17 protein-coding genes and 1 riboswitch are annotated in these 20,847 nt (G+C 73.8%); of the genes, 8 read left to right on the plus strand and 9 right to left on the minus strand.

From position 1 onward, the window contains the following. Positions 1–81: 81 nt before the first annotated feature. Complete coding sequence (locus tag ACWGL3_RS08235) at positions 82–1,644, minus strand: beta-N-acetylhexosaminidase (protein WP_412759550.1); 1,563 nt, start codon at positions 1,642–1,644, stop codon at positions 82–84. 463 nt (positions 1,645–2,107) lie between these two features. Here ACWGL3_RS08235 and ACWGL3_RS08240 point away from each other — a divergent pair, with 463 nt between their 5' ends. From ACWGL3_RS08240 to ACWGL3_RS08255, 4 genes are all read left to right on the plus strand, one after another. Further along, positions 2,108–3,004, plus strand: coding sequence for a DMT family transporter (locus ACWGL3_RS08240; protein WP_267950481.1), 897 nt, complete (start codon positions 2,108–2,110; stop codon positions 3,002–3,004). 16 nt (positions 3,005–3,020) lie between these two features. Continuing rightward, positions 3,021–4,265: a glycosyltransferase gene (locus ACWGL3_RS08245; protein WP_267946086.1), complete on the plus strand. Its 1,245-nt coding sequence runs from the start codon at positions 3,021–3,023 to the stop codon at positions 4,263–4,265. Between the two features lie 109 nt (positions 4,266–4,374). Further along, complete coding sequence (locus ACWGL3_RS08250) at positions 4,375–4,704, plus strand: hypothetical protein (protein WP_267946085.1); 330 nt, start codon at positions 4,375–4,377, stop codon at positions 4,702–4,704. A gap of 91 nt (positions 4,705–4,795) precedes the next feature. Beyond that, complete coding sequence (locus ACWGL3_RS08255) at positions 4,796–5,317, plus strand: PPOX class F420-dependent oxidoreductase (protein WP_267946084.1); 522 nt, start codon at positions 4,796–4,798, stop codon at positions 5,315–5,317. A 19-nt stretch (positions 5,318–5,336) separates the two neighbouring features. Here the strand turns inward: ACWGL3_RS08255 and ACWGL3_RS08260 are convergent, their stop codons facing one another. Beyond that, the gene (locus tag ACWGL3_RS08260) at positions 5,337–6,275 is read right to left on the minus strand and encodes a LysR family transcriptional regulator (RefSeq protein WP_267946083.1); all 939 of its coding nucleotides are present in this window, start codon (positions 6,273–6,275) and stop codon (positions 5,337–5,339) included. A 132-nt stretch (positions 6,276–6,407) separates the two neighbouring features. On the opposite strand from ACWGL3_RS08260, the gene ACWGL3_RS08265 reads away from it, so the two are divergent. Then, a complete protein-coding gene (locus ACWGL3_RS08265; RefSeq protein ID WP_267946082.1) occupies positions 6,408–7,733 on the plus strand; it encodes a pyridoxal phosphate-dependent aminotransferase in 1,326 nt (441 codons plus the stop codon). A 151-nt stretch (positions 7,734–7,884) separates the two neighbouring features. On the opposite strand, the gene ACWGL3_RS08270 is transcribed toward ACWGL3_RS08265, so the two are convergent. Continuing rightward, positions 7,885–9,054: a glycosyltransferase family 4 protein gene (locus ACWGL3_RS08270; protein ID WP_267946081.1), complete on the minus strand. Its 1,170-nt coding sequence runs from the start codon at positions 9,052–9,054 to the stop codon at positions 7,885–7,887. A 212-nt stretch (positions 9,055–9,266) separates the two neighbouring features. On the opposite strand from ACWGL3_RS08270, the gene ACWGL3_RS08275 reads away from it, so the two are divergent. Together ACWGL3_RS08275 and ACWGL3_RS08280 are read left to right on the plus strand one after the other, a co-directional pair. Then, positions 9,267–9,512 carry a DUF6457 domain-containing protein gene (locus tag ACWGL3_RS08275; protein ID WP_267946080.1) on the plus strand — a complete coding sequence of 82 codons (246 nt, stop codon included), beginning with the start codon at positions 9,267–9,269 and terminating at the stop codon, positions 9,510–9,512. A 236-nt stretch (positions 9,513–9,748) separates the two neighbouring features. Further along, positions 9,749–11,188 (plus strand): alanine/glycine:cation symporter family protein, encoded by a 1,440-nt coding sequence (locus tag ACWGL3_RS08280; RefSeq protein ID WP_267946079.1) that lies wholly within the window; start codon positions 9,749–9,751, stop codon positions 11,186–11,188. 132 nt (positions 11,189–11,320) lie between these two features. Here the strand turns inward: ACWGL3_RS08280 and thiD are convergent, their stop codons facing one another. The 4 genes from thiD to ACWGL3_RS08300 all read right to left on the minus strand — a co-directional run bounded on the left by thiD (position 11,321) and on the right by ACWGL3_RS08300 (position 16,064). Further along, a complete protein-coding gene (thiD, locus tag ACWGL3_RS08285) occupies positions 11,321–12,127 on the minus strand; it encodes a bifunctional hydroxymethylpyrimidine kinase/phosphomethylpyrimidine kinase (protein WP_267946078.1) in 807 nt (268 codons plus the stop codon). Further along, a riboswitch (TPP riboswitch) is annotated at positions 12,116–12,213 on the minus strand. (Overlaps the previous gene by 12 nt.) A gap of 105 nt (positions 12,214–12,318) precedes the next feature. Further along, complete coding sequence (locus ACWGL3_RS08290; RefSeq protein WP_267946077.1) at positions 12,319–13,017, minus strand: DedA family protein; 699 nt, start codon at positions 13,015–13,017, stop codon at positions 12,319–12,321. Next, positions 13,014–13,964, minus strand: a complete 951-nt coding sequence (locus ACWGL3_RS08295) for a DUF368 domain-containing protein (RefSeq protein WP_267946076.1) — start codon at positions 13,962–13,964, stop codon at positions 13,014–13,016. The genes ACWGL3_RS08290 and ACWGL3_RS08295 overlap by 4 nt, the downstream gene beginning before the upstream one ends. Before the next feature lie 411 nt (positions 13,965–14,375). Next, positions 14,376–16,064 carry an acyl-CoA synthetase gene (locus ACWGL3_RS08300; protein ID WP_267946075.1) on the minus strand — a complete coding sequence of 563 codons (1,689 nt, stop codon included), beginning with the start codon at positions 16,062–16,064 and terminating at the stop codon, positions 14,376–14,378. A 358-nt stretch (positions 16,065–16,422) separates the two neighbouring features. On the opposite strand from ACWGL3_RS08300, the gene rocD reads away from it, so the two are divergent. Further along, a complete protein-coding gene (rocD, locus tag ACWGL3_RS08305; protein WP_267946074.1) occupies positions 16,423–17,697 on the plus strand; it encodes an ornithine--oxo-acid transaminase in 1,275 nt (424 codons plus the stop codon). Positions 17,698–17,880: 183 nt separating this feature from the next. Here the strand turns inward: rocD and ACWGL3_RS08310 are convergent, their stop codons facing one another. Further along, entirely contained in the window at positions 17,881–19,218 is a 1,338-nt protein-coding gene (locus ACWGL3_RS08310) for an SGNH/GDSL hydrolase family protein (RefSeq protein WP_267946073.1), read from the minus strand. A 19-nt stretch (positions 19,219–19,237) separates the two neighbouring features. Continuing rightward, positions 19,238–20,548: an aminotransferase class I/II-fold pyridoxal phosphate-dependent enzyme gene (locus ACWGL3_RS08315; protein ID WP_352982977.1), complete on the minus strand. Its 1,311-nt coding sequence runs from the start codon at positions 20,546–20,548 to the stop codon at positions 19,238–19,240. Positions 20,549–20,847: the final 299 nt, after the last annotated feature.

Here is a 20,847-nt window from a genome sequence, read left to right on the forward strand (position 1 = left end):
CGTCCGCCGTGTGGCGGACGGAGGCCGGGGCCGACGACCGCAGGGACGCGCGCGGCGTCGGCGGCCGGGCCCGGCGGGGCGTTACTCCCCCCAGCCGCGGACCCCGGGGCGGGTGTGCCAGGGCCGCGGCCCGTCCAGCGGCCGGTACTCCACCCCGACGGCGTCCAGCCGCTCCAGGTGCCGCTCCAGCCGGGGCTCGAACTCGGCGTAGTCGCGCTCACCCGCCGACCACACCTTCTCGGCGAAGGCCGACAGCCGGGGGAACACCATGTAGTCGAGCCTGCGCGGCGTGTCGATGTGCTCCACCCACACGTTCACCTGCGCACCGAGCACATGGGCGGCCTCCTCCTCGGTGAGGCCGGGGGGGACAGTCCCGGCGGTGTAGACGTCCTCGGTCCGCAGCAGCGTCCCCACCCGGATCGGCTCGTCCTCGGACTCGGACTGCTTGTAGTCGAGGTAGGAGGTGGCGGTGGGACTCATGATCACGTCGTGCCCGGCGCGGGCGGCGGCGATGCCTCCCTCCTCGCCCCGCCACGACATCACGGTCGCGCCCGGGGCCAGCCCGCCCTCCAGGATCTCGTCCCAGCCGAGCAGCCGCCGTCCGCGCGCCGTCAGGTGGTCGTCCAACTGGCGGATGAACCAGCTCTGCAACTCGTCCTCGTCGGCCAGCCCCTCGTCCTTGATCCGCTTCTGCGCGGACGCGCTGTTCTTCCACTGGGTCTTGGGGCACTCGTCGCCGCCCACGTGGATGTAGGTGCTCGGGAACAGTTCGAGGAGTTCGTCGAAGACGTTCTTGTAGAACTCCAGCACGTTGTCGGTCACCGCGAGGACCTCGTCGAAGACGCCCCACTGGGTCCCGACCGGGATCAGGCCGCTCTCCCCCAGCTCCGGGTAGGCGTGGATGGCCGCCTGGGAGTGGCCGGGCACGTCGATCTCGGGGACGACCGCGACGTGGCGGGCGTCCGCGTAGGCGACGATCTCGCGGATGTCGTCCTGGGTCAGGAAGCCGCCGTGGGGGCGGCCGTCGAACTCGGGCGGCTTGCCCGCGCCCAGCTGGCTCTCGGTCCGCCAGGAGCCGGCCTCGGTGAGCCGCGGGTAGCGGCGGATCTCGATCCGCCAGCCCTGGTCGTCGGTCAGGTGCAGGTGCAGGACGTTGAGCTTGTGCATCGCCAGGAGGTCGATGAACCGCAGGATCTCCCGCTTGGGGGAGAAGTGGCGGGCGATGTCCAGCATCGCGCCGCGCCACCGGAAGCGCGGGGCGTCGGTGACGCTCACGGCGGGCAGGGTCCACACGGCGCCGCCCAGGGGGGCGCTGCGGAAGGCGTCGGGCGGAAGGAGCTGGCGCAGGGTCTGCGCTCCGTAGAACACCCCGGCGGGGTCGTTGCCGACGATGATGGCGCCCTCGTCGTCCACGATCAGCCGGTAGCCCTCCCTTCCCAGACCGGCCCGGGCATCGACGCTGAGGCGGATCTGCGCGCTGGCCTCGTCGCCGGTGGCGAGGGGGAGCCCGGTGGCCGCGCCGAGTTCACGTTGGAGCCACGTGAGCGTGCCCCGGGCTTCGGCGTCGGCGGAGACCCTGGTCGCGGCGGTGAGGGTGAGGCCCCCCGGCCCACCGGACTCCGTCCGGGAGGGGCGGGGGATCACGGGGAGGGGGGTCGGGGATGAGGCTGGGGTGTCGGGCACGGCGAACTGCTCCTATCCGGTCTAGACCAATCACGGACATAGTGCCACGGGGCCTCTCCCGAACACACCCCCGGCGTCAATCGGTCCTCCGGGGAGGGCTGTTCGCGCCTGCCCCATACCCAGTCTTGACCCTGCATGGCTCTTAACACTCCGTGTTTTGCGGGAGACGTAGAAACAGGCGAGGCGGTACGAAGGCGCCGAAAACCGTCGCAGAAGAGGCACAGCGCGTGCAAGGACCCGTCGCGCAGTGGGGTGGGCACTACCGACGGAGGGGGGTTGGCTTTATCGCCAGGACACCCCTCCCGTTCGTACTGTTCTGGTCATGCCCGGTGTTCCACGATCCGGGCCGGGACCGAGCGTCAGGGGATGCGGCGATGACGGAGAGGCGGGGGACACCCGTTGAGCGCGGCGGGTGGTCGAGGTGATGTTCTGGCCCGTCCTCATCGCCGTCACGGGGGCGTTCAGCCTCGCGCTCGGCTCCGCCCTCCAGGAGCGCGACGCCGTCCGGGCCCCCGGCCGGCAGGTCGCCCGCGCCGGGTTCCTGCTGCACCTGCTCCGCCAGCCCCGCTGGCTGATCGGCAGCGCCGCCGCGGTCCTCGGGTCGAGCCTCCACCTCATCGCCCTCAGCGGGGCGCCGCTGACCGTCATCCAGCCGCTGGGCGTGATCGGCCTGCTGTTCGCGATCGTCCTGTCGGCGGTGTTCAACCGCCAGAGGGTCGGGATCTCCCAGGTCGTCGCCGGGGTCGCGGTGATGGTGGGCCTCACCGGGGTCCTCCTCCTCTTCCCGCACGGTTCCGACGTCCCCGTCCTGCCGACCTCCACGGCCCTCGTGCTCGCCGGGACCGCGGTCGGCGCGGGCCTCCTCGTCTACCTGACCGCGCACTGGATGAAAAGCGGTGTCAGGGCACTGCTCCTCGCCCTCGCGGGCGGCGCGGCCCTGGGGACCACCTCCGGCCTGGCCCGGGTGGTCACCGCGAACGCGGTCGACGACTGGACCCGGCTCGTCAGCTGGCTGACCCTGCTCGCCGTGGTCACGGCGGTCTTCGGCGCCCTGCTGATGCAGAACGCCTACCGCACGGGACACTTCTCCGCCGCCTACGCGACCCTCCTGATCACCGACCCGGTCGTCGGCGTGGCGATAGGCGCCGTCCTCCTGGGGGAGGGCGCGCCGGAGACCCCCGCGGCCCGGATCGGAGCGCTGGCCTTCAGCGTGCTGGCGATCACGGGCACCATCGCGCTGGCGCAGGCGCGCCACCGCAACCCCGAGGCCCCGGACGGCCGGAGGCACTCGGGGACGACGGTCCGTACCCGTACACGTTGAACGAAGGAGACCCACCATGGCCGAGCCCAGCCGCCCGCTGCGTGTCCTGATCGCCACAGACACGTACCCGCCCGACGTCAACGGCGCCGGGTACTTCGCCCACCGCCTCGCCGAGGGGCTCGCGGGCCGCGGGCACCGGGTCCACGTGGTGTGCCCCTCCGAGGTGGGCGACCCCTACGTGACGGTCGACGGGGCGGTCACCGAGCACCGCCTGCGCTCCGCGCGCCTGCCCTTCCAGCCCAGTATGCGGGCCGCGGTCCCCCTGGGCATGGGCGGGCACATCACCAGGCTCCTGCGGCGCTTCGACCCGGACGTCGTGCACGCGCAGAGCCACTTCACCCTCAGCCGGTCGGCGATGCACCGCGGCCGGGCCGAGGGCATCCCGGTGGTCCTGACCAACCACTTCATGCCGGACAACCTGTACGCGCACGCCCGGGTGCCCCGGTCGATGCAGTCGGCGGTGGGGGCGCTGGCGTGGAAGGACATGGTCCGGGCGGCGGGGGAGGCCGACCACGTGACGACGCCGACGCCCCGCGCGGCCGGACTCCTCAGGGAGAAGGGGTTCGCCCGGGAGGTCGAGGCCGTCTCGTGCGGGATCGACCTGGAGCGCTTCCACCCCCGGCCGCGGGACCGGTCGGCGGCGAGGGCCAGGTTCGGCCTTCCGGACCGGGACACGGTCGTGTTCGTGGGGCGGCTCGACGCGGAGAAGAGGATCGACGACACGATCCGGGCGCTGGCGCGGATCCTTCCGGAGAGGGACGCCCAGCTGGCGCTGGCGGGGATCGGGGCGCGCGAGCAGGAGCTGCGGGCCCTGGCGGCGGAGCTGGGGGTGGCGGACCGGGTGTTCTTCCTGGGGTTCGTCCCCGACGAGGACCTTCCGCTGGTGTACGCGGCGGGTGACGCGTTCGCGATAGCGGGCGTGGCCGAGCTCCAGAGCATCGCCACGCTGGAGGCGATGTCCACCGGCCTGCCGGTGGTCGCCGCCGACGCGATGGCGCTGCCGCACCTGGTGGAGGTGGGGCGCAACGGGTTCCTCTTCCCGCCGGGCGACCCGGAGAGCCTGGCGGACCGGCTGCTCTCGGTCCTCGGGAGCGAGCGGACCCGCCGCTCCCTGGGCGAGGCCAGCCGCGAGATCGCCCTGCGGCACGACCACCACCGGTCGCTGGAGCGCTTCGAGTCGGTCTACGTGCGTCTCCAGGGGGCCACCCCCGTACCGCTGAGGGCGGAGAGGGAGTTCTCCGCGCGCCCGGTCGCGGTGTGAGTCAATTGGGCTGTATGTCCAAAAAGGGAAACTTGAACCTTTTGCCACTTTCCGTATTCTTTGCGTGGCGAACGGTGATGTTGGGGCCCTTCGGGAAACACCAGACACTGTGTGGTTCCAAGGCATCAGTGGACAGGCCGGCCGCAGCCGGACCGCCCGCGGCGGGAACGCCGCCGAGGCCCTCTCCGCTCGGCTCGCCGACGCCGAGAGGGAGGCGGGGTTCCATGAGCGCGACATGTCGTCGTTCGAGCGCGAGCGGATCGACCTGGAGCACAGGGTGACCCGGATGGAGGCCGAACTGGAGGCGCTGAGACAACGCAGACTGGAAGCCTACGCGCGATGGTGGAACGCCCGGGACGACCGCGACCGCGCGCTCCACGTCTGCCGCAGACTGCGGCGCAGGATCGACAGGAGCCGCGGCAGGGACGGCGGCGAGTGAACCGGTGCGAGGCGTCGGAGCCCCGGGGGGCCGCCGAACGCGATCCGACCGACGTGTGGTCCGGCCCGGGAGGGCCGGGCCACACGCCGTTGTGGAGCGCCCCGGGCCCTGGTCCGGCGCGGCCCGTGTCCCGGCCCCGTCCTGTCCGCGCGACGGCCCCGCCGAGGGGCCCGGAGGTCGAGAGCCCGCGTCGTTCACCGAAGCCGGGACCGACCACCTCCGCTCCCGACCGCTCGCGCGCCTGGCGACCGTCGGCCCCGGAGGGCAGCCCGACGTCGTCCCGGCGGCGTTCGAGTTCGACGGCGCGCACGTCTGGATCGGGGGCGCGGCGTCCGTCACCCGGACCCGGAGGTTCCGCGACCTCGGCGACGGGCCGGGCAGGGCGGCGCCGGTCGTGGACGACCTGCTGTCCCCCGAACCGTTCGTCGCGCGGGGCATCCGGCTCTACGGCCGCGCGGAGCAGGCGTTCGAGCGGACGGGCATGATCGGTCCCGGCGTGTTCCTGCACGTCACCCCGGCCGTCTCCTGGAGCTGGAACCCGGAGGGGGATCCCGTGGGCGACGAGCGGTACCCCTCGCGGAGGACGGTCCACGGGCGGCCCGGCGCCGGCTGACGCGGTCCCGGGGGGCGGACTACAGGTCCGCGACCTCCGCGAGCTCCCGCTCGACCTGCCGGGCGGCCTCGCGCAGCGCCGCCAGCGTCACCTGCACCGCGGGCCTGCGCAGCGAGGCGGGGCGCACCACCGCGTACACGTGCCGCTCCGGAGCCGACGCGGGGAGCCGCCGGCAGACCAGTCCCGCGGGGGAGCCCACCATCGCCAGGGCCGGGACGGCGGCGATCCCGATGCCCCGGGACACCAGGCTCAGGATGGTCCCCAGGCCCTCGAACTCCCAGGTGGTGGCGGGAAGCCCGCCCACCTCGGCCAGGAGCCGGTCCGTTCCGTAGCGCGATCGCTCGGTCTGCGGAGCCACGATCCACGACTCGCCGAGCAGGCGGTCCAGTGTCGCCGGCTCGGCCGGGTCCGCCAGCCTGTGGTCCTCCGGCACCGCCAGCACCAGGGGGTCGCGCAGCAGGTGGATGTGGCGCAGCCCGCCGTCGGGGCCCCGGCCGGGGTGCTGCCCCGACCAGTCGTCGACCAGGGCGATGTCCACCTCCCGCGACCGCACCTTCTGGGGCCCGGTCGACAGCAGGGTCTGCCGGAGGACGAGCTGCATCCCCTCGTGCCGCCGCAGCGGCGGGGCGAGCAGGGGGGCGAACGCCACGGCGGCGGTCGGGAACGCCGTGACGGTCACCATGCCGAGGGCGACGTCCGCCTGCTCCGCGAGCACCGACTCGGTCGCCTCCACCAGGGCCAGGATCTCCTCCGCCTGGGTCACGAGCAGCCGTCCGGCGTCGGTCAGCTCGGCGCCCTTGGGGGAGCGGTCCAGGAGCGCGACACCCGTCTCCTGCTCCAGTCTGGCCAGCTGCTGGGAGACCGCGGAAGGCGTGTAGCCGAGGGCGCTCGCGGTGGCCGCGATGGTGCCCCGGACGCTGAACTCGCGGAGGACGTGCAGGCGTCGGAGATCGAGCATAAGGACATCTTACGCTCAGCATCGAAAAGACTCGCTTGTACTGATGACCGGAGCGGGGCAGGGTGAGGCATGACAGACCGCCGCACCGAGGCGCGGTCGAGCGCCGAACGATGAGCCGGAGATGAGTCGTCCATGACCGTCACTGTGTCCGCCACCCTTGCCGTCAACGAAGCCCTCGCCGAGAAGCGGCGCCAGGGGGTGCGCGTTCTGCCGCTCGGCTTCGGAGAGGCCGGGCTCCCGGTCCACCCGGTCATGCGCGACCGGCTCTCCGCCGGCAACGGCGCCAACGCCTACGGTCCCGTCGCCGGGTCGGCGGCCCTGCGGGAGGCCGCGGCGGGCTACTGGGAACGCCGCGGACTGCCCACCGACCCCGGCCTGGTCATCGCCGGCCCCGGCAGCAAGCCGCTCCTGTACAGCCTCCTGCTGGAGATCGGCGGCGACACCGCGATCGCCGCGCCCAGCTGGGTCAGCTACGCCGCGCAGAGCCGCCTGGTCGGCCAGCGGCCGATCCTGGTCCCCACGGCCACCGGCCAGGGCGGCGTGCCGCAGCCCGACCTCCTGCACGCCGCGGTGACCGCCGCCCGCGAGGAGGGGCGGACGGTCAACGCCGTCGTCGTCACCCTGCCGGACAACCCCACCGGGACCGTGGCCGACGCCGACACCGTCCGCAGGCTCTCCGAGGTGGCGCGCGAGCTCGACCTGCTGATCATCTCCGACGAGATCTACCGGGACCTGGTGCATCCGGCGGGCCCGGGCGAGGACCCCGTCGAGATCCACAGCCCCGCCGAGTACGCGCCCGAGCGCACCGTCATCTCCACCGGCCTGAGCAAGAACCTCGCCCTGGGCGGATGGCGGATCGGCGTGCTGCGCCTTCCCGACTCCGAGGCCGGCCACCGGCTGCGCGGCGGGCTGCTGGGTGTGGCCAGCGAGATCTGGTCCAGCCCCGCCGCCCCCGTCCAGGAGGCCGCCTCCCACGCCTTCACCGAGCCCGCCGAACTCGTCGACCACATCGACCGCAGCAGCCGCCTGCACGGCATCGTGGCCCGCGCGGTCGCCGGGGCCTTCGAGCGCGCCGGCGCGACCGTCGCCGCCCCGCGCGCCGCGTTCTACCTCTACCCCGACTTCGAGCCGGTCCGCGGGAGACTGGCCGCCCTGCACGGCGTGACCACCGGACCGGCGCTGACCGGGCTGCTTTTGGACCGCTTCGGCATGGGTGTCCTGCCCGCCCTCGAATTCGGCGAGGGGGCCGGGGCCCTGCGCATGAGGGTCGCCACCAGCCTCCTCTACGGGGAGTCCGAGGAGCGCCGCTACACCGCGCTCGCCGCCACGGACCCGCTGGCCCTGCCCTGGATCCGCGCCCACCTGGACAGGCTCGACGAGGTCCTCGCCATGCTGCTCGACGCCGCTCCCGGCGCCGTCGTCACGCGGGCCCGGGCCACCGCCCAGACCGTCGGCTAGACCATCCCGGCGTCCGCCCCGTGGAAGGGGGCGGGGCGGGCGCACACTCTTCCGGCCTCCCCCGGACGCTCCTTCCGGGGGAGGCCGGAGCCCTGTCCGGTGACGGGCCGCTCCGACCCCCGCCCGCGGCCGTCCCGCCGACCGGAAGCGCTCAGGCTGACCGCGCGGTGTCGGTCCCCCGCGCCGCCAGCTCGCGGCTGGGCGCGATCACCGCCCGGTAGTGGCCGATGAGCTGGTCGCCGACCGCCTCCCAGCTGCGGTGCTCCACCGAGGCGCGGGCCCGCCCGGCCATCCTCTCCCGCACGGCCCTGTTGTGGGCCAGGCGCCCGACCGCCACGCGCAGCTCGCGGACCGAGTCCGGCGCGAACAGGAGCCCGTTGTGCTCGGGGACGACCAGGTCCAGCGGCCCGCCCGCGGCGGGGGCGACCACCGGCACCCCCGAGGCCAGCGCCTCCTGGACGGCCTGGCAGAACGTCTCGTCGGCCCCCGTGTGGACGAACACGTCCATCGACGCGTACAGCCGGGACAGCTCGGAGCCCGTGCGCTGCCCGGTGAAGACGGCGTCGGGCAGGCGGCGGCGCAGGCGGGAGCGCTCGGGGCCGTCCCCGACCACGACCAGCCTGATGTTGCGCAGGCGGGCCACGTGGGCGAGCAGGTCGACCCGCTTGTCCCGGGCCAGCCTCCCCACGTAGCCCACGACGGTCTCGCCGTTCGGCGCGAGCCTGCGGCGCAGGCCGTCGTCGCGGTGGGCGGGGGAGAACCGGTGGGCGTCGACACCGCGCCGCCACAGGTCCAGCCGGGGGAACCCGCGCCCGGACAGCGCCTCCATGGCGGCCGAGGAGGGGACGAGCGTGCGGTCGACGGCGGAGTGCGTGCGCTTGAGCAGGGACCAGACGCCGTCGCCGCCGGGCAGGCCGTAGCGCGCCGCGAAGCCGGGGAGGTCGGTCTGGAACACCGCCACCGTCGGGAGGGCCCAGCGGCGGGCGGTCTCCACCGCCGCGGACCCGAGCAGGGCGGGCGAGGCCAGGTGCAGCACGTCGGGGGCGAAGGCGCGGACGGCCGCGGTCATCGTGCGCCGGGCGGGAAGGCCCACGGGGAAGTCCCGGTAGAAGGGAAGGGGGAGCGAGGGCATGCGGACCACGGGGAAGCCCGCGTAGGAGGACGGTCCGGGGCCGGGAGCCAGGACGAGGGCCCGGTGCCCGCGCGAGGCGAGCAGGTCGGCGACCCGGCAGACGGAGTTGGTCACCCCGTTGACCTGGGGGAGGAAGGACTCCGTCACGATCGCCACGCGAAGCGGCTGAGAGGGCTCGGTCGGTGGCATGCGGGGGCTCCCAACGCCGGGGGAAGGCTGGTGCCGACACTAGGACCGCCGGATGAACCGCGGTCCGGCACGGGGGGAACCCCTCCCGAAGCGCAGGCGTGGGTCGGGCGATCGGACGGTGACCCGCCCGCGCGCGCCTGTGGCCGCCCGGTGACACCAGGGTGGCTATGATCGCCTGACGTGACCGCCATCCCTCTCCTAGGAGTCGCCCGGTGACCCTCGTCGAATGGGCGGAAGCCGTCCGCCGTGAACTGGAACTGACCGGTACGGAGCCCCTGGGCAAGGAGGACGTCGACCGCGTCCTCGACCTCGCCAAGGACGCCGCCCACTCGGTGGCCCGCCCCGCCGCCCCGCTCACCACCTACCTGCTCGGCATCGCCGTGGGCCGGGGCGCCGACCCGGTCCGGGCCGCCGAGGTGCTGAGCAGGCTCGCCCTCTCCCACAAGGACGACTCCTGACCGCTGCACGCCCACACGCGCCTGCGGGGGCCGGAGCGTCCGGAGGGCGGGCGTCCCCCGGCCCCCGGTGAGGAGGCCCCGGGGAGCGGGGGACACGGCTCCGCCGCGTGTTGCCGCGATTTCCCGGCGACACCGCGCGGTGTCCACTACCGTCGGCACGACCCCCCGGACCGCCGGACCCCGCCTCGCCGTGCCGGTGGCGCCGGGCCGACGCGCGCACCGAGACGGAGACCCCCGTGGACCTGCTGCTCGACATGGCCGGAGTACTGAGCGGCATCGTCTGGGGTCCGCTCGTCCTCCTCCCGCTGCTGCTGGTCACCGGGGTCTACCTGACGATCCGGCTGCGGGCGCTCCAGTTCACCCGGCTCGCCCACGCCCTGTGGCTCGCCCTCGTCCGGCGGGAGGAGGTCGGCGAGGACCTGAGGGGCGACATCTCGCACTTCCAGGCCCTCAACACCGCCCTGGCCGCGACGACCGGCGTCGGCAACATCGCCGGGGTGGGCCTGGCCATCGGACTCGGCGGACCGGGAGCCCTCTTCTGGATGTGGGTCACCGGCGTCCTGGGCATGGCCACCAAGTACAGCGAGGCCCTGCTCGGGGTGAAGTACCGGGTCACGGACGAGAGGGGCGAGCAGGCCGGCGGCCCGATGTACTACCTGCGCCGGGGCCTCCCCGGAGGGCTCGGCGTCCTCCTCGGCTGCTCGTTCGCCGTCTTCGGGGCGGTGGCCGCCTTCGGCATCGGCAACGGCACCCAGGCCAACGCCGTGGCCGAGGCGGTCAACGACGCCACCGGCGCCGACCAGCGGGCCGTCGGCGTGGTCCTGATGCTGCTGACCGCCGTGGTCGTCCTCGGCGGCATCAAGGGGATCGGCCGGGTCGCCTCCGCCGTGGTCCCGTTCATGATCATCGGCTTCGTCCTCATGAACCTGCTGGTCCTGGCGGTGCACCACGACCGGATCGGCCCCGCCTTCGCACTGGTCCTCGGCGACGCCTTCACCGGCACCTCCGCGGCGGGCGGGTTCGCGGGCGCCACCCTGATGTACGTCATCCGCCAGGGCGTCTCCCGCGGCATCTTCTCGAACGAGTCCGGCATGGGCACCGGCGCCATCGCCGCCGCCGCGGCCAGGACCGACCAGCCGGTCCGCCAGGCCCTCGTCGCGATGACGCAGACCTTCGTCGACACCGTGATCATGCTGACCCTGACCGCGATGATGATCATCACGACCGGGGTGTGGCAGGACCCCGACGCCGCGGGGGTGGAGGGCAGCGACAAGGGGGTTCTGCTCACCACATCCGCGATGGAGGCCGGCCTCGGCCGGATCAGCCCGGACCTGGCGGGCCTGGGGCCCGTGTTCGTCGCCTGCGCGGTGGTGGTCTTCGCCTACACGACCATCCTCGGCTGGGCCTACTACGGCGAGAGGTGCGTCGTGTACCTGGCGGGGCGCTCGCTCGTCGTGCCCTACCGGCTGCTGTTCATCGCGGTCGTCTACGTCGGCGCCACGGCGCAGATCGACGCGGTGTGGCTGTTCAGCGACATCGCCAACGGCCTCATGGCCCTGCCCAACCTGATCGGGCTGCTCCTGCTGTCCCCGGTGGTCGTCGCGGAGACGAGGAAGTTCTTCGCCCACCCGGACTGGCGGGACCCGGACGCGGTCATGGAGCCCGTACGGGGGTAGCGGCACGACCGGCGGCCCGCCGCGCCCCCGGCCGCCGCGAACGCGGCCGGGCCCGGCGGAGGCGGACGCGCCGCTCCGCCGGGCCCGGTCCCGCGGGGGAGGGCGTCGGTGCCGCCCCCCGGTCGGCGGGTCCTACTTCCACCAGGCGTGGAAGTGGTGCACGGGCCCCTGCCCGCCTCCGGCGTCGATCTCGTCCGCCCGCCGGAGCGCCTCGGTCAGGTAGGCCTTGGCGTCGCCCACGGCGGAGGCCGTGTCCGGCCGCTGCGGAAGCAGGGCCGCGATCGAGGAGGACAGGGTGCACCCCGTGCCGTGCGTGTTGCGGGTGCGGACCCTCGGCGAGCGGAACTCGACCGGGGCGGAGCCCTGGGCCACGAGGATGTCGACGCAGTCCTCTCCGGCCAGGTGGCCTCCCTTGAGCAGGACCGCGCGCGGACCGAACTCCAGCAGCCGGAGGGCCTGCTCGTGCATCGCCGCCAGGTCGGCCGCCTCCGGCTCGCCCAGCAGGTCGGCCGCCTCGGGCAGGTTCGGCGTGACCAGGTCCGCCCGGGGCAGCAGCCGGGTGCGCAGCGCGTCGACGGCGGAGGGCTCCAGCAGGCGGTCGCCGCTCTTGGCCACCATCACCGGGTCCACCACCACGTGGGGCAGTCCGTGGCGCCCGATCGCCTCGGCGACGGCCTCGGTGACCTCGGCCGTGCCGAGCATGCCGACCTTGACCGCGTGCACCGTGGCGTCGGAGAAGAGGGTGTCCATCTGGTGGGCGACGAAATCGGCGGGGATCGGGTGGACCCCGGTGACGCCGCGCGTGGACTGGGCGGTGAGGGCCGCGACCACGGTCATGCCGAAGGCGCCGTGTGCGGAGAAGGCCTTGAGGTCCGCCTGGATCCCGGCGCCCCCGCTGGGGTCGCTGCCGGCGATGGACACGATGTTGTACGCGCTCATGGGCGTTCCTTCGCTAGTACGAACTAGGGCAGGTTCGACGGGTGTGCTCTCAGCCGGTGGACTCACCGGCACCCCGCGCCGTCGGGGCCGCCGCGTGGGCGGCCCCGCTCAGTGTGCGGCCGACCCGAGGGGGTCGGCGTATGTGTTCCGGACGCGCGGGCCCGAGGGGCCCGTACGGCTGCCGGCGCCGTTCAGAGGGTGGGGGCGTTGTCCGCGGACCGGGCCTTGAGCAGCTTGCGGACGCGGACGATGACGAACCACAGGAACAGCAGGGCGATGACGACCAGCACGATGTTGCTGATGAGGCCGCTCCACTGCACCAGGATCGGCTTGATGGCCGGGCCGAAGGCGTAGCCGAGTCCGATCCAGATCGAGTTCCAGACGGCGGAGCCGATCACGGTGTACACGGAGAACTTGAGGATGGGCATCCGCTCGATGCCGGCGGGGACCGAGATGAAGCTGCGCACCAGCGGCACGCACCGGCCCAGGAGCACGGCGAGGCCGCCGAAGCGGGCGAAGAAGCGCTCGGCCTTGTAGAAGTCCTCGACCTCGAGCAGGGGGGTCTTCTCCACCAGCCACTTGGTGCGGTCCCGGCCCAGCAGGGCGCCGATCGCGTAGAAGCCCCAGGCGCCGACCAGGCAGCCGATCGTGGCCCACAGGATGGCGAGCCAGACGTTCATGTGCCCGTCGTAGGCGAGGAAGCCCGCACCGGGCAGGACCGCCTCGCTCGGCATCGGGGGGAAGAAGGTCTCGATGAACAGGGCCACGCCGACGCCGGGCTCGCCCAGGGTCGTCATCAGGCTCAGCACCCAGCCGATGAAGCCCTCGTACTCGTGGACGACCTCGCCTTCCATCGCCAGGTTCGACGCCGTCCACAGATTCGCTGTCATGAGAAGTGGCTTTCCGTTCTTTCCGGTCGGACGCCGGCCGCGACGCGGGCGGCCTCGGCCCGGGAGCGCTTGCGGCGCTCCCAGACGATGGCCGCGGTCACGATCACGAAACCGGCGACGATGAAGACGACTGTCACAGGGACGTCGGTGGGGGTGACGACCTCGCGGGACTCGGTCTGCCACGGCCACAGGGCGCGCAGCGAACCGGCCATGAGGCCGGTGAGTACAACGAGGGTCATGTGGTGGAAGTTCTCCAGGAGGTGCTGGAGCAGCTTCACGAACAGGGACAGGCCGGTGAGCATGCCCAGGGCGAAGACGGCCAGGTAGGCGATGTCCAGGTCGCCGACCGCGCTGATCGTCGGCTCGTAGAGCCCGAGTGTGAGCAGGATGAAGGAGCCGGACAGCCCCGGCAGGACGAGCGCGCAGACGGCCACCGCGGCGGCGAGGAAGACGACCGCCGGGTGGGTCGGCAGGTTGGCGCCCGGCAGCCCGGTGAGCACGAAGGCGGCCACGGCGAACACCAGTGCCACGGCGTAGTGCCCGGCCCTCCAGGGGCGGCCCGCCCCGGAGTAGGGGATCCACAGGCACGCCAGGACGAGGCCGAAGAACAGGGCGTAGGCGTACCGGGTGTAGGCGTCGACGAGCGGCGCCAGGAGGAGGGCGGCCAGGACCAGGAACACGGCCATGCCGACCAGCGCGGGAACCAGGACGCTCCAGTCCACCTGTCGGAACTGCTCCTGCGCGCGGGCCCTGCCGCGCCCGCGCGGGACGTCCGTGACGTACCGCTTGATCCCGCTGACCATGTGGCCCGCGCCGCCGATGAGCTTGTCGTAGAGGCCGACGATGAGGGCGACGGTCCCGCCGCTGATGCCCGGAAGGGCTTCGGAGGCGCCCACGGCGCCGCCGCGCACCGCGTCGAGGAGGTAGGAGCCTGCGGAATTGGCCATCTGGGTGGTTGGACGCTACCCGGGGAGTCCGGGAGAGGTGCGCCTTCCTCCGTCCTAAGGGTCTCGCCCGCGCACGCGAATGTGCGACGGGTGGGGATGAGGCGAAAAGGAGACTGTCCGAATCGGCCGGAGATCGCGGCCGTCGGGATCTAAGGTACAAGGGGCGGAGGCCGCTGTGGGCAGGCGTTGAGGAGAGTTGTGGACGACCGCACCCCGTCTGGAGCAGCCAAAGCGAGGCCTGGCAGAACTCTTACGTGGCCTTTGTCCTGGAATGACGTAATTTTCGGCCCTGTGGCAGGGCTGCCGGATAGCATCCGAAAACTGTGCTTCGTCTCAGTGACAGGGTGTGGTCCTCCACAGGCCGGCCGCCGCCCCCGCCCCCGCGCCGGGCGGTTCCGCGGACCGCGGCCGTCAGTACCGCAGCGGGCTCGGACGCGGGACCCCGCCCTCGTCCCGGGCCACCGACGCCGCCCACCGGTAGTCCTGTTTGCCGACGGCCGTGCGCCGCACCCGGTCCACGAAGTGGACGGTCCTCGGGACCTTGAACCCCGCCAGGCGCACGCGGCAGTGGTCCAGCAGGGCGGCCTCCTCCAGGCGGGCCCCCGCGGCGAGGGAGACCAGGGCCGTCACCCTCTGGCCGAGCCGCTCGTCCGAGGCGGGCACCACGATCGCGTCCTCCACCGAGGGGTGCGCCTTCAGGGCGGCCTCCACCTCCTCCGGGTACACCTTCTCCCCGGCGGTGTTGATGACGGCGCTCCCGCGCCCCAGGAGGACGATCGACCCGTCCCCGGCCCGCGTCCCGAAGTCGCCGGACAGGGCCCAGCGGCGCCCGTCGGCGTCGGTGGGGAAGGTGCGGGCCGTCGTGATGGGGTCGTTGTAGTAGCCGAGCGGGATCCGGCCGGTGCGCGCGATCCGGCCGACCTCGGGCGAGCCCGGCGGGAGCGGGCGCAGCGCCTGGTCCAGCACCGCGATGCTGCCGCCCATCGTGAAGCTGCGGGCGTCGGCGGCCCCCTCCAGGGACACGGAGCCGTCCGGCCCGCCGCTCCCCTCCGCGGCGGTCGCCGAACCGCACACGCCCGTCTCCGACCCCCCGTAGGAGTCGGCCAGGGCGACGTCCTCGCGCCAGGCGCGCCACAGGCCGCGCACCTGCGGGGTGAGCGGTGTGCCGCCGGAGCGGACGGCGGTCAGGTCCGGGCACAGGCCGGGTTCGGTGAGCAGGTGCCGGGCCAGCGGGCGGGCCATGGCGTCGCCCACCAGCTGGACCGTGTGCACGCCCTCCCGGTGCGCCGTCTCCAGCACCCGGTCGGGCCGGAAGCTGCGGTCGGTGGACAGCACCACCTGCTTGCCGCACAGCAGCATGCTCAGGGCGTTCCACTGCCCGGCGGCGTGCATGAGCGGGCCGAGCACCAGCATGCGCTGGGGGAAGCACCGGGCGGCGCGCCCGGCCACGTCGTCCAGGGTCCGGGCCCGGGGGGCGCCGGGGGAGCGCCGCTCCAGGGCGGCGCGGAAGATGTCGGCCTGCCGCCACAGCACCCCCTTGGGGTAGCCGGTGGTGCCCCCGGTGTAGAGCAGGTAGTGGTCCTCGCCGCTGGTCGGAGGAAGGGCCGCGCCCTCCGGCGCGGCGGCCAGCGCCTCCTCGTAGCCGACCCCCTCGGCGCCGCGCACGGAGCCGTCGGAGACGAGCACCACGTGGCGGAGCCGGGGGAGGTCCGGGAGCACGGCCTCGACCGTGGACGCCAGGGAGTCCTCCGCGATCAGCGCGACCGCGTGCGAGTCGGCCAGGACGTGCCGCAGCTCGCCCGCGACGTAGCGGTAGTTGACGTTGACCGGGACCGCTCCCGCGCGCAGAACGCCGAGGAAGGACTCCATCCACTCGGCGCGGTTGAAGGCCAGGATCGCGACGTGCTCGCCGCGGCCCACGCCCGCGCCGACCAGGTGGCGGGCGAGGCGGACGGAGCGGTCGTGCAGGGCCCGGTACGTGAGGCGCCGGGGCCCGGCGACCAGGGCCGTCCGGTCGGGGACGGCGTCGGTGACCGCGGCGAGCAGCGCCGCGAGGGAGAACGGGGCGTCCGCGGACACCGGGGGCACTGAGGTGGGCACGCCCGACCTCCCATCGGTCGACGGGCCGTCCACGGCGGAGGGGCTCGCGGCGGCACTGTGGCTCGTTGGTGCGACGGTACCCCTCGGGGGAGGAGCCGATCGCCGTCGGGGCTGTGGAGCGCGTCACCCAGGGTGTCGTACCAGGTCACCACGGATGAGAGGGGGGCCGCTCAGGGGGTCGGGAGGGGGCCTCCCGCACGGGTTCCGGGCCCCGGCGGCGATCTGTGATACGCCTCACCCCTTGTGGGCCCGCCGGATCATCTGCTCAACTCGTGGGGACCTCCGCCGGAGGGCTCTACAGGGCCGTCCGGTGGGTATCTACTGTCTGACATCGGTCAATGGTGATCGGAGCGGCTAGATGGACAACACCCAGAATCTGGGCCAGCAGGACTCCGCCGGAAACCCCGGCGGACAGGGATTCTCCAGCGCCGAGCACATCGCGCTGGCACAGGCGCGATCCGCGCACAACTACTCACCCCTTCCCGTCGTGATCGCCGAGGGCCGTGGCGCCTGGGTCACGGACGTCGAGGGAAGGAAGTACCTGGACTGCCTGGCCGGATACTCGGCCATGAACTTCGGCCACCACAACCCCGACCTGCTGGCGGCGGCGCACCGGCAGCTGGACCGGGTCACGCTCACCAGCCGCGCCTTCTACAACGACCAGTTCGGACCCTGGGTGAGCGCCCTCGCCGACATGGTCGGCAAGGAGAAGGTCCTGCCGATGAACACCGGCGCCGAGGCGGTGGAGACCGGCATCAAGGTGGCCCGCAAGTGGGGCTACGAGGTCAAGGGCATCCCGGAGAACCGGGCGACCATCGTCGTGGCGGGGGCCAACTTCCACGGCCGCACCACCACGGTCATCTCGTTCTCGTCCGACCCGGAGGCCAGGACGGGCTTCGGCCCCTACACCCCGGGCTTCCGGTCGGTGCCGTACGGCGACGCCGCGGCCGTGGAGGAGGCCGTCGACGACACCACGGCGGCGGTCCTCATCGAGCCGGTCCAGGGCGAGGCGGGCGTGATCGTGCCCCCTGCGGACTACCTGCCCCGGGTGCGGGAGATCTGCGACGCCAACCGGGTGCTGTTCATCGCTGACGAGGTGCAGTCCGGTCTCGGCCGCACCGGCACCGTCCGCGCCTGCGAGCACAGCGGGGTGGTCCCCGACGCCTACCTGTTCGGCAAGGCGCTGGGCGGAGGCATCCTGCCCGTGTCGGCGATGGTCGCCGACGAGGACGTGCTCGGCGTGATCCAGCCGGGCCAGCACGGGAGCACGTTCGGCGGCAACCCGATGGCCGGCGCGGTGGGGTCCACGGTCGTCCGGATGCTCACCGAGGGGCCCTACCTGGACAACACGCGCCGCCTCGGCGAGGTGCTCAAGCGCCGCCTGAAGGAGTTCGTCGGCAACGGGGTGGTGTCCACGCGCAGCATCGGCCTGTGGGCGGGCATCGACGTCGACCCGCGACTCGCCTCCGGCAAGGAGCTGTGCAGGCGCCTCGCCGAGCACGGCGTCCTGGTCAAGGACACCCACGGTTCCACGGTGCGCATGTCGCCGCCCCTCGTGATCAGCGAGGAGGACCTCAACTGGGGTCTGGACCGGTTCGGCGAGGTCCTGGAGGAACTCAGGGCTGAGCGGTAGCGGACCGGCCGGAGGGGGCTCCGCTGTGACGGGGCCCCTCCGGCCGCCGCGCGGGCCTACGCCACCTGCCGGTCCGAGGCCGAGGGGAGGGAGGCGTTCACCGGATGGCTGCACCACCGGTCCCACCCCGCCGTCGGCGGGCCTCCCGCCTCCCGCGTGCCCGGAATGTTCCGCGGAACACGTTTAGGGCGCGTCGGCCTCGTTGGCCGGCGACCCGGAGGGCTCCGGGGCGCGGACCGGGTCCAAGGGGCCGCCCAGCTCCGACATCAGCTGTTCCGGGTCGACGTCCTCCAGGGTCTCCCGGGACACGTACAGGGTGCGTTCGGGCCCTTCCAGGATCTGGAGGCGCACGCGTTCGGCGATGGACATCTGGCCCTGGGCGGTGGGGTGGAAGCTGGCCCGGTCCACGCGCAGGCCCTCGCCCAGCTGGCCGAGCACGATGCCGTTCAACCAGGACTCCTCCGCGCTCACCTCGTACCCGTTGAGGGCGGAGAAGGTGTTCACGTACTCGACGCTGCCGGTGCGGCGACCGCCGTACACCTCGCCGTCCACCTCGTAGACGCCGTCGCGGATGCGCTCGTTGAAGCGCTGGGCCAGGGAGTTCAACCAGACCTGGTCGCTCACGGTCAGCGTGTAGTACATGCCCGGCGGCTCCTCGGGGAACAGCCGGGGGTACCCCAGCACGAGCACGCGGGCGTCGGGCGCGCGGTCGCGGATCTCGCCGAGCACCTCGGCGAGGGTCTCCTCGAACGCGTCCATCCGGCGCTCCAGGTCCTCCTCCTGCTCGACGCAGACGCTGCTCTCCAGCAGCGGCATCCGCACGATGCAGGTGCGCAGGACGGGGGTGAACCCCAGGTCGTTGCCGCCGATGCCGAGGGTGACCAGGGACGTGTTCTCGGTGACCCGCTCGATCTGGGACTCGGGCGTGCCGATCTGGCCGAGCATGTCCTCGCCCTTGTGGGTGCTGCACGCGTAGAAGGCCAGCGAGCCCGAGAAGTCGAACTCCTCACCGATGACCTTGGGGTAGGCGTTCTCGGAGCGCCAGCAGCCGCCCGGCTCGGCGGTGGCCGGGTCGTAGTCGCCCGCGCCGTCCCCCGAGGAGTAGGAGTCGCCCAGGGCCACGTAGTTGCCCCAGAGCGCGGCTTCCTCCGGTTCCATCCGGACCCGCCAGTCGGACTCCTCGTCCTCGGTGATCGGGGGGAGCTCCTCCCCGGGGCACACGCCGCCGGTGGCGTCGCACCAGAGCTCCATCAGCCCCTCGCGCGTGGCGGGCACGGTGAGGGTGACGACCAGGGCGAGGACGAGCACGAGGGAGACGGCGACCGCGGCGCGGGCCCCGCGCCGCCGTGCGCGCGGCCCCGAAGGGCCCCCGCCGCCCGCGCCCGGGGAAGCGCCGCCGGGTCCGCCGGAGGGGCCGCCGTCCCGGGGGGCCGGGCTCTTCGGGGAGCCGGTCCCCTCGACGGCGGAGGGGTCGTCGGGCACAGGTTCCGGCGTCTGCGGGTCTTCACCACGTGCTGCCACTGCCGATACCGCCTCCCGCCTACCGGACGGCTCCTGATTCCCTCCGCAAGGGTACCGGGGGGCGGGTCGAACCGACGACGGCCAGCACACGGTCGAGGTCGCCGTCACCGAGTGTCGCGCGGGCGGTCAGCCGCAGTCTGGACCTGCCGTCGGGGACCGACGGCGGGCGGAAGCACCCCACCCGCACCCCCTCGGCGAGGCACGCGGCCCGCCACGCCACCGCGGCCTCGGGCGAGGGCGCCCCGACCGAGACCACGGCGGCGTCGGGACGGCTCGCGTCCAGGCCGCGCTCGCGCAGCCCCTCGGACAGCCGCCGGGCCCGGTCCCGGACCGCGGCGGCACGCCCCGGCTCCGCGACCAGCACGCGCAGGGCCGCCAGCGCCGCTCCCGCCGAGGCCGGGGCGAGACCGGTGTCGAAGACGAAGGTGCGGGCGGTCTCGACCAGGTGCCGGACCACGCGCCGCGGTCCGAGGACCGCACCACCCTGCGCGCCGAGGGACTTGGACAGGGTCACCGACACCACCACGTCGTCCGCGCCCCGCAGGCCGGCGGCGGTCGGCGTCCCCCGGCCGCCCGGCCCCACCACGCCCAGTCCGTGCGCGTCGTCCAGCAGGAGTGCCGCGCCGTGCCGGCGCGCCGTCCGGGCGAGCGCCGCCGCGTCGGCGAGGTCGCCGTCCACCGAGAACACGGCGTCGCTCAGCACCAGCGCACGGCCCCGCGCCGGGGCGAGAGCCTCCGCCGCACGGTCCGGGTCGGCGTGGTCGAAGACGGCGACCCGCGCTCCGGAGGCCTTCGCCAGCCGCGTCGCGTCGATGAGGGAGGCGTGGTTGTGCCGGTCGCACACCAGCAGGGGCGCGTCGCCGCCGTCGCGTGAGGCCAGAGCGGTGACCATCGCCAGGTTCGCCGCGTACCCGGAGGAGAAAACGAGGGCGGACTCCGTGCCGTAGAAGGCGGCGAGCTCGCGCTCCAGCTCCTGGTGGAGGTCGGTGTCGCCGGAGACCAGGCGCGAGCCCCCGGCGCCCGCGCCCCACGCACGGGCCGCGTCGGCCGCCGCGCCGACCACGTCGGGGTGGCGGAGCAGGCCCAGGTAGTCGTTGCCCGCCAGGTCCAGGAGGCCGTCGTCGGCGGCCCTGGGGGCGGTGCGCCGGGACAGCCCGGCGGCCGCGCGGATCCGGGCGGCGCCGTCCAGCCAGCCGAAGGGGTGGCGGGGGGACGCGGCGGTGGAGGGCCCGGGGTCCGCGCGCACCGGGGTCCCCGCAGGGGAGGGCGGGCGCCTGGCGCGCAGGGTCCACGGGCGGCGGGGCGGTGCGGTGGCGGCGGTGCTCGGCATGAGCGCGGACTCCTCGGTGCGGTGGTCGGTGCGGGTCACACTCCGGTGGGGGCGGGGGAGGCGGACGAGCGGTCCCGGGTCGGATCGCGCGCTCCGGGGCCGTTCTGCGGGGCGGGGCGGCGGGGAGGCCGGACGGGCTGTCCCGGTCGGCCGGGACGGCGTGAGGGCCTCCCGGGGAGGGACCGGCCCAGCGGCGGCCAATTCCGCTGGGGCGGTCCGGTCCTGCGTGCCAGGGAGGCGTCTACGACTCTGCCCGCCCGCGGGCCCGGCCGTCACCGGCGGAAGCCCACAAAGTTCCG

Source organism: Nocardiopsis sp. NPDC055824 (genome assembly GCF_053616335.1).

Excerpts from the sequence above, each read along its gene's own strand:
- ACWGL3_RS08240 (WP_267950481.1), top strand. The coding sequence starts at position 2,108 with ATGTTCTGGCCCGTCCTCATCGCCGTCACGGGGGCGTTCAGCCTCGCG.
- ACWGL3_RS08245 (WP_267946086.1), top strand. The coding sequence starts at position 3,021 with ATGGCCGAGCCCAGCCGCCCGCTGCGTGTCCTGATCGCCACAGACACG.
- ACWGL3_RS08260 (WP_267946083.1), bottom strand. The coding sequence starts at position 6,275 with ATGCTCGATCTCCGACGCCTGCACGTCCTCCGCGAGTTCAGCGTCCGG.
- ACWGL3_RS08265 (WP_267946082.1), top strand. The coding sequence starts at position 6,408 with ATGACCGTCACTGTGTCCGCCACCCTTGCCGTCAACGAAGCCCTCGCC.
- ACWGL3_RS08270 (WP_267946081.1), bottom strand. The coding sequence starts at position 9,054 with ATGCCACCGACCGAGCCCTCTCAGCCGCTTCGCGTGGCGATCGTGACG.
- thiD (WP_267946078.1), bottom strand. The coding sequence starts at position 12,127 with ATGAGCGCGTACAACATCGTGTCCATCGCCGGCAGCGACCCCAGCGGG.
- ACWGL3_RS08290 (WP_267946077.1), bottom strand. The coding sequence starts at position 13,017 with ATGACAGCGAATCTGTGGACGGCGTCGAACCTGGCGATGGAAGGCGAG.
- ACWGL3_RS08295 (WP_267946076.1), bottom strand. The coding sequence starts at position 13,964 with ATGGCCAATTCCGCAGGCTCCTACCTCCTCGACGCGGTGCGCGGCGGC.
- rocD (WP_267946074.1), top strand. The coding sequence starts at position 16,423 with ATGGACAACACCCAGAATCTGGGCCAGCAGGACTCCGCCGGAAACCCC.
- ACWGL3_RS08315 (WP_352982977.1), bottom strand. The coding sequence starts at position 20,548 with ATGCCGAGCACCGCCGCCACCGCACCGCCCCGCCGCCCGTGGACCCTG.